The sequence below is a fragment of the Allobosea sp. genome (assembly GCF_030694325.1).
Lineage (GTDB): Bacteria > Pseudomonadota > Alphaproteobacteria > Rhizobiales > Beijerinckiaceae > Allobosea.
Genome location: NZ_JAUXYO010000023.1, coordinates 1 through 6,315, shown reverse-complemented (window position 1 = coordinate 6,315; position 6,315 = coordinate 1). Strand labels below are relative to the sequence as shown.

Genomic DNA, 6,315 nt, shown 5'->3' with positions numbered 1-6,315 from the left:
AGCTCGAGATCGGTGACATCCGCCAGGCGGCGTGAGCTGTGGTCATCCCGCCTCAGCGGTCCGCTGCGCCTCGAGCTGCGCGCAGTGCCGCATTACCTCGGCGCCGGTCTCGTTCCAGGTGGTGATGCCGCCGGCCATGATGACCTGAACCAGCCCCTCGGCCAGTTCGGGCAGGGTCAGGCCGAGCTTCATCGCGGCGGCGGCGTGGTTCTTCGCGCCGTTCTTCTGGCCGATCAGCGTGTCGAGCAGGGCGAAGACCAGTTCCTTGGTCTTCAGATCGAGCGCGCCGCCCTCGTCCCGGTCGCGCATGATGGCGGCGCGGATCAAGCCGTAGCCGGCGAAGGCGCCGGGCGCATGCTCGGACAGGAGGCTGAAATTGTCGGGCACGCGGCCGAAGGTCGCCATGAAGCTGCCCTTGCCGATCTCGGTGGCGGCTTGCGTGATGTCGTCGCGGTGCATGGGCTGATCCTCGCTCGGTCTGGAGCGTTCAGGCTAGCCGGGCGCTGGCGACGCGGCCATCGCCTTCGCGCCATGGCACCCCCTCAGTACCCGAACTGCTCCCGCAGGATCCGCTCGTCGAGGCTGTGGCCGGGGTCGTGGAGCATGACGAGGTCGACATCGCGGTCGATCTCGATTTCGACCCGCAGCACATTGTCGATCTGGACATGGTCGGCCACGGCGCTGACGGGGCGCTTCTGCGCCTCCAGCACCTCGATCGTGACCTTGGCATGGTCGGGGAGGAGGGCGCCGCGCCAGCGCCGCGGACGGAAGGCCGAGATCGGCGTCAGCGCCAGCAGGGGTGCATCGAGCGGCAGGATCGGCCCGTTGGCGGAGAGATTGTAGGCCGTCGAGCCCGCGGGCGTCGCCAGGAGCACGCCGTCGGCGACCAGTTCGTCGAGCCGGACCTGGCCGTCGATCGAAATCCTGAGCTTGGCGGCCTGGTAGGAGCGGCGCAGCAGCGAGACCTCGTTGATCGCCTCGGCCCGCACTTCGGTGCCGTCCTGGTCGACGGCGCGCATCGAGAGCGGGTGGACGACGCTGCGCTGCGCCTCGGTCAGGCGCTTGCGCAGGCCGCGCTCGCGGAACTCGTTCATCAGGAAGCCGACCGAGCCCCGGTTCATGCCGTAGATCGGCGTGCCCGTGCCGACGAAGCGATGCAGCGTCTGCAGCATGAGCCCATCGCCGCCGAGCGCCACGATGACATCCGCCGTCGCCGGGTCGGCATTGCCGTAGCGCTCGGTCAGCTTCGCCAGGGCGGCCTGCGCCTCCGGCGTGTCGCTGGCGACGAAGGAGATGGCCTGGAAGCGCTCGGTCATCACGGGTCCTGACGGCATGCGCCGGGACGGCGCGAGCCTGCCTTAGCACAGGCGGTCGCCGGATCGCGAGCCGACGGCGACCCATCTGCGGGCACAAAAAAGGCCGGGGTTCGGCCCCGGCCTTCGCTGGTCACTCCGACGCGGAGCGGTCAGATCGCGGGGCTCCACTGCACCGGCACCATCTCGAAGCCGTTGCCGGACTTGGCGATATGGCCGGTGGCCGGGAAGGGAGCGTGGTAGAACGCCACCTGCATCCGGTCCGCCGCGACCATGTCGAGCAGCTTGCGCCGGGTGGCGGCGGCCTGCGGGCCGTCCATGTCGAACACGGCCGACCAGTCGGGATTGCGCACGAACAGGGCGGGGTGGTTGGTGGTGTCGGACATCACCATCAGCGACTTGCCGCCCGAGGCGACCGCGAAGACGGTGTGGCCCGGCGTATGCCCGGGCGCAGCGACGGCGGTGATGCCCGAGACGACCTCCTTGCCCGGCTCGAACTGCTTCACATCCTTGGCGACGGGGCCGAAGACGCGGCGCACGCCGCCGAAGGCGCCCTTCATGGCCTCGGGGGCGGCATTCATCTTGGCGTCGTCCATCCAGAACGCCCATTCGGCGGCCGGGACCATCACTTCCGCGTTCGGGAACACCGCCGTGCCGTCCTTGAGGCGGAAGCCGTTGATGTGATCGCCGTGGAAATGGCTGAAGACGACGGTCGAGACCGACTTCGGATCGAGGCCGGCGGCGGTGAAGTTCGCCATCCAGCGGCCCGAGGTCGGCGCGCCGGAATCGCCGTTGCCGGTGTCGATCAGGGTGGTCTTGTCGCCGTTCTGAATGACCAGCGTGGTGAAGGAGATCGGCAGGGCGTCGGCCGGGAGGAAGGCCTGCTCCATCGCCTTCTTGACGTCGGCCAGCTCGGCGTTGCGAACAAAACCCTCGAGCGGACGGCGGGCAAAGCCGTCATTGATGGCGGTGAGGGTGATGTCGCCGATCTTGTAGCGGTAGAAACCGGGTGCCTGGTTCACGGGAACTCCTTGGGCGTAGGCCGGGCCGAGCCCGGGCAGGTCGAGTGAGGCGGCTGCGGCGAGGGCGCCAGCGCCCGCGATGACGGTGCGGCGCGACAGATTGAGATCGGTCATCGTTCTTGTCTCCCTCGGCTCGGGCGGAGCCGGTGTCGGACCCTAGCGGGCGGCGCTCATGGTTCAACGGCGGAGCGCTGTCGCAGGGGCAGGGAGGGGGTCAAGTTTTCGTGAGGGACGGGCGCGGCGGTCAGCGCCCGTCGTGCTCGGCAGCCGAAGCGGGTGCGCTGCGGGCTCGCGCAAAGGCACGCAGCATCGCGGCGCAGAGCGCGAGCGCGCCGATCGTGCCGTTTGCCTGGCATTCGGCCACCAGCGCCTGGAACGTCGCGGTGTCGTCGACGGCCATGGACTGCAGGCTCCAGCGCCAGTCGGGCGCCTTCTGCCGCAAAAGGCCGACGGCGACGTCGATATTGGCGCTGACGGAGCCGAGCGTCTTCCACAGCGAGCCTTCCTGGTAGATTCCGCCCGGCGGGGTGCGGCGGCCGACCAGATGGCTCGGCTTGCGCCGGACGTTGAAGCCCAACGCCTCGTAGATGTCGGCGTCGAGGGTGCGGTCGGGCTTGCTTGCGGTTTCGCAGCGGTCGGCGAGGGCGAGCAGATGTTCGGGGCGGTGCATACAGGTCTGGTCTCGGTCGGGACGTCGGAGCGAACACCGCTGCGAGCCGTCGGTTCCACGTGACGCAAGATGGAGGCCCGACCAAGGCCGGGCCGGTGCGCTGCGTGCATGCCTCGGTTTCACGAAGCGGGCAACGGGCGCGGGGCCCGAATGGTGCCGGCGGAGAGGATCGAACTCCCGACCTTCGGTTTACAAAACCGCTGCACTACCGCTGTGCTACGCCGGCATCGGCCGAACCCGATGGGGCAGGGCGGCCGCGCTAGCGGTTAGCAGCCGCGGCCGCGCGGGGCAAGATCGCCGATCGGTGCAAGGACCAATGGAGAAGGGCCCCGCCTGGGGAGGCGGGGCCCGGGTGTCGCAGAGAGGCGAGCGTCGCTCAGTTCTCGTGGGTGGTGATGTCGCGGTCCTTGGTCTCGGGCACCAGCAGCATGCCGATCACGAAGGTCGCGAGGGCGAAGACGATCGGGTACCAGAGGCCGTAGTAGATGTCGCCGGTGCCGGCCACCATGGCGAAGGCGGTCGCCGGCAGCAGGCCGCCGAACCAGCCATTGCCGATATGGTAGGGCAGCGACATGCCGGTGTAGCGAATGCGGGTCGGGAAGAGCTCGACCAGCGCCGCGGCGACCGGGCCGTAGACCATCGTCACATAGATGATGAGGATGGTCAGGATGCCGATGACCGTCAGCGACTGCGCGTTGAACAGGGCGCTGAAGAAGCCGGTCTTGACGATGCGCGCATCGCCCGGAGCCGGGTAGCCGGCAGCGACCGCTTCCTTGGCGACCGTGGCGGCAAAGGTCGCGTCGACCGCGAGTTCCTTGCCGTTGACGGTGACCTTGGCCGGGGTTCCGGCGGGAGCCGGCGCCTGGGTGTAGACGATGGCCTGGGTGGCCAGCGTGCGGCGGGCGATGTCGCAAGGCGAGGTGAAGGTGCGGATGCCGACCGGATCGAAGACCGAACCGCAGGTGGCGGGATCGGCGACGACCTGGACCTTGACGTTCTCATGCGCCGCGGCGAGGCCCGGATTGGCGGCCTTGGTCAGCGCGCCGAACAGCGGGAAATAGGTCAGCGCCGCGATCAGGCAGCCGGCCAGGATGACGGGCTTGCGGCCGATCCTGTCCGACAGCGAGCCGAAGAAGATGAAGCCGCCGGTGCCGACGATCAGGGCCCAGGCGATCAGCACGTTCGCCGAATAGAGATCGACCTTCAGGATGCTCTGGATGAAGAACAGGGCGTAGAACTGCCCCGTGTACCAGACGACCGCCTGGCCCATCGTCAGGCCGAACAGGGCGATCAGCGCGATCCTGGCGTTCTTCCACTGGCCGAAGGCCTCGGTGAGCGGCGCCTTGGAGCCGGTGCCCTCTTCCTTCATCTTCTTGAAGGCGGGGGATTCCTGCATCTGCAGGCGGATCCAGACCGAGATCGCGAGCAGGAAGATCGACAGCAGGAACGGAATGCGCCAGCCCCAGGCGGCGAAGTCGGCCTCGCCCATGTTGACGCGGATCACCAGGATGACCAGCAGCGACAGCAGCAGGCCGAGCGTCGCGGTGGTCTGGATCCAGGAGGTGTAGAAGCCGCGGCGGCCGACCGGCGCATGCTCGGCGACATAGACCGCCGCTCCGCCGTATTCGCCGCCGAGCGCCAAGCCCTGGAGCATGCGCAGCGCGATCAGGATGACAGGCGCGATCCAGCCGATCGTGTTGTAGCTGGGCAGCAGGCCGACCAGGAAGGTCGAGGCGCCCATGATCACGATGGTGACGAGGAAGGTGTATTTGCGGCCGATCAGGTCACCCAGGCGGCCGAAGAAGAGCGCGCCGAAGGGACGGACGAGGAAGCCGGCCGCGAAGGCGAGCAGCGCGAAGATGGCGCGGGTGTTGGGATCGAAGGCCGAGAAGAAATGGGCGCCGATCATCACGGCGAGCGAGCCGTAGAGGTAGAAATCGTACCATTCGAAGACGGTGCCCAGTGACGATGCGAGGATGACGCGCTTCTCTTCCTTGGTCATGGGGCGCGGCGCGGTCTTCGCCCCCGATACATTCGCTGCCATGCTCATGGCGGTTCTCCCTGCGAGGTCCAGGGCAGCGGGACGACTCCGCGCTGCCTGACTGCCCACCGTCCTTGTTCGACGTGATCTGGCTTCGGCGGAAGCGAAACCAGGGGCTCCGCATGTCCGTCGGCGAGAGCAATGCGCGCGCAAAAGATCAAGCGCAATCAATCACTTGGTCTTGCATCATTGGTTGTACGACGATGGTCTCAGAAGGGCTGCGCCGGCGATTTCCGCTTTCCAGCCGGATGCGGACGCCTATAGTCGGCGGCGGAGGCCTCGAGGATGCGGAGAAGGAGGAGCGCCATGTCGCGCGCCAGAACGATCTGTCTCGGCCTGCTGCTGACGGGCCTATTGCTGCCGGCGGGAAGCGCGCTCGCGCAGACTGCCCTTCCCGTCGCGGCGCCGGCGAGCGCTGCTCGGCCGAGCCTCGGCCAACTCCCGCATCGCGGCGCCGCGATTCACCAGCGGATGGGCGATCGTCGCTGGGTCCGCTCCGATGCCGCCGGATGGCGCGGCTACCATCATGGCCGGCATGGCGGCCGCGGGCCGCTGGCCGCCGTCGGTTACGGGCCGTGGACCATGCCGGGCGGGGGAACATCCTCGCATGCGATCGAGATCGAGCGCCCTGTCGACCGCCATTCCTTCGAGCACATGCCGGTGCGGATGGGGATCGCCCGCGCGCCGACGCCGGAGCCGACGCTCTACCGGTTGGAGGGGCGGCGCGACCGCCCGGCGACCCGTGTGATCCGAATCAGCGATCCCGAGCCGCGGCAGGGGCGGCGTACGCGCTTCGCCCATGCCGAGACGGGCGCATTGCTGCTGATCGTGCCCGGACGCTGAGCCCGGCTGGCCTCAACGGCGCCGGCTGGCGGCGTAGAGAGCGATCGCGGTGGCGTTGGAGACGTTGAGGCTGGTGATCGCGCCCGGCACTTCCAGCCGCGCGACCTGGTCGCAGAGTTCGCGCGTCCGCTGGCGCAGGCCCTTGCCCTCGGCGCCCATTACCATCACGAGCGGGCGCGTCAGGGCGACGTCCTCGAAGGCGACCTCGCCGTCCGAATCGAAGCCGATGCGCTGGAAGGCGCGCTTGCCGAGTTCGTCGAGCGCGTCGCCGAGATTGCGCACGGCGATCAGCGGGACATGCTCCAGGGCTCCCGATGCCGACTTCGCCAGGACGCCGGTGGCCGCCGGCGAGTGACGGATGGTGACGATCACCGCCGCGGCGCCGAAGGCCGCGGCCGAGCGCAGGATCGCGCCGACATTGTGCGG

At 68.7% G+C, this 6,315-nt stretch carries 7 protein-coding genes and 1 tRNA gene; 1 reads left to right on the top strand and 7 read right to left on the bottom strand.

Annotated elements, in window-relative coordinates; translation table 11 throughout:
- Positions 1-42 precede the first annotated feature (42 nt).
- The 6 genes from Q8M82_RS01090 to Q8M82_RS01065 form a co-directional block, all read right to left on the bottom strand.
- Positions 43-459, bottom strand: a complete 417-nt coding sequence (locus Q8M82_RS01090; RefSeq protein WP_305689541.1) for a carboxymuconolactone decarboxylase family protein — start codon at positions 457-459, stop codon at positions 43-45.
- An 83-nt stretch (positions 460-542) separates the two neighbouring features.
- The gene (locus Q8M82_RS01085; protein ID WP_305689540.1) at positions 543-1,316 is read right to left on the bottom strand and encodes an NAD kinase; all 774 of its coding nucleotides are present in this window, start codon (positions 1,314-1,316) and stop codon (positions 543-545) included.
- A 149-nt stretch (positions 1,317-1,465) separates the two neighbouring features.
- Positions 1,466-2,449 carry an MBL fold metallo-hydrolase gene (locus Q8M82_RS01080; RefSeq protein ID WP_305689539.1) on the bottom strand — a complete coding sequence of 328 codons (984 nt, stop codon included), beginning with the start codon at positions 2,447-2,449 and terminating at the stop codon, positions 1,466-1,468.
- 130 nt (positions 2,450-2,579) lie between these two features.
- On the bottom strand, positions 2,580-3,005 hold the full coding sequence (locus Q8M82_RS01075) for a hypothetical protein (protein ID WP_305689538.1): 426 nt from the start codon (positions 3,003-3,005) through the stop codon (positions 2,580-2,582).
- Between the two features lie 151 nt (positions 3,006-3,156).
- Positions 3,157-3,231, bottom strand: a tRNA-Thr gene (locus Q8M82_RS01070).
- Positions 3,232-3,381: 150 nt separating this feature from the next.
- Positions 3,382-5,055: an MFS transporter gene (locus Q8M82_RS01065; protein ID WP_305689537.1), complete on the bottom strand. Its 1,674-nt coding sequence runs from the start codon at positions 5,053-5,055 to the stop codon at positions 3,382-3,384.
- Positions 5,056-5,352: 297 nt separating this feature from the next.
- Between Q8M82_RS01065 and Q8M82_RS01060 the strand changes: the two genes are divergently transcribed.
- A complete protein-coding gene (locus tag Q8M82_RS01060; protein WP_305689536.1) occupies positions 5,353-5,889 on the top strand; it encodes a hypothetical protein in 537 nt (178 codons plus the stop codon).
- Positions 5,890-5,901: 12 nt separating this feature from the next.
- Here Q8M82_RS01060 and Q8M82_RS01055 read toward each other — a convergent pair.
- On the bottom strand, positions 5,902-6,315 hold a 414-nt coding region (locus Q8M82_RS01055), incomplete at its 5' end, for a 23S rRNA (guanosine(2251)-2'-O)-methyltransferase RlmB (protein ID WP_305689535.1).

Coding starts and splice junctions, on each gene's coding strand:
- Q8M82_RS01075 (WP_305689538.1), bottom strand. CDS start 3,005: ATGCACCGCCCCGAACATCTGCTCGCCCTCGCCGACCGCTGCGAAACC.
- Q8M82_RS01065 (WP_305689537.1), bottom strand. CDS start 5,055: ATGAGCATGGCAGCGAATGTATCGGGGGCGAAGACCGCGCCGCGCCCC.
- Q8M82_RS01085 (WP_305689540.1), bottom strand. CDS start 1,316: ATGACCGAGCGCTTCCAGGCCATCTCCTTCGTCGCCAGCGACACGCCG.
- Q8M82_RS01080 (WP_305689539.1), bottom strand. CDS start 2,449: ATGACCGATCTCAATCTGTCGCGCCGCACCGTCATCGCGGGCGCTGGC.
- Q8M82_RS01090 (WP_305689541.1), bottom strand. CDS start 459: ATGCACCGCGACGACATCACGCAAGCCGCCACCGAGATCGGCAAGGGC.
- Q8M82_RS01060 (WP_305689536.1), top strand. CDS start 5,353: ATGTCGCGCGCCAGAACGATCTGTCTCGGCCTGCTGCTGACGGGCCTA.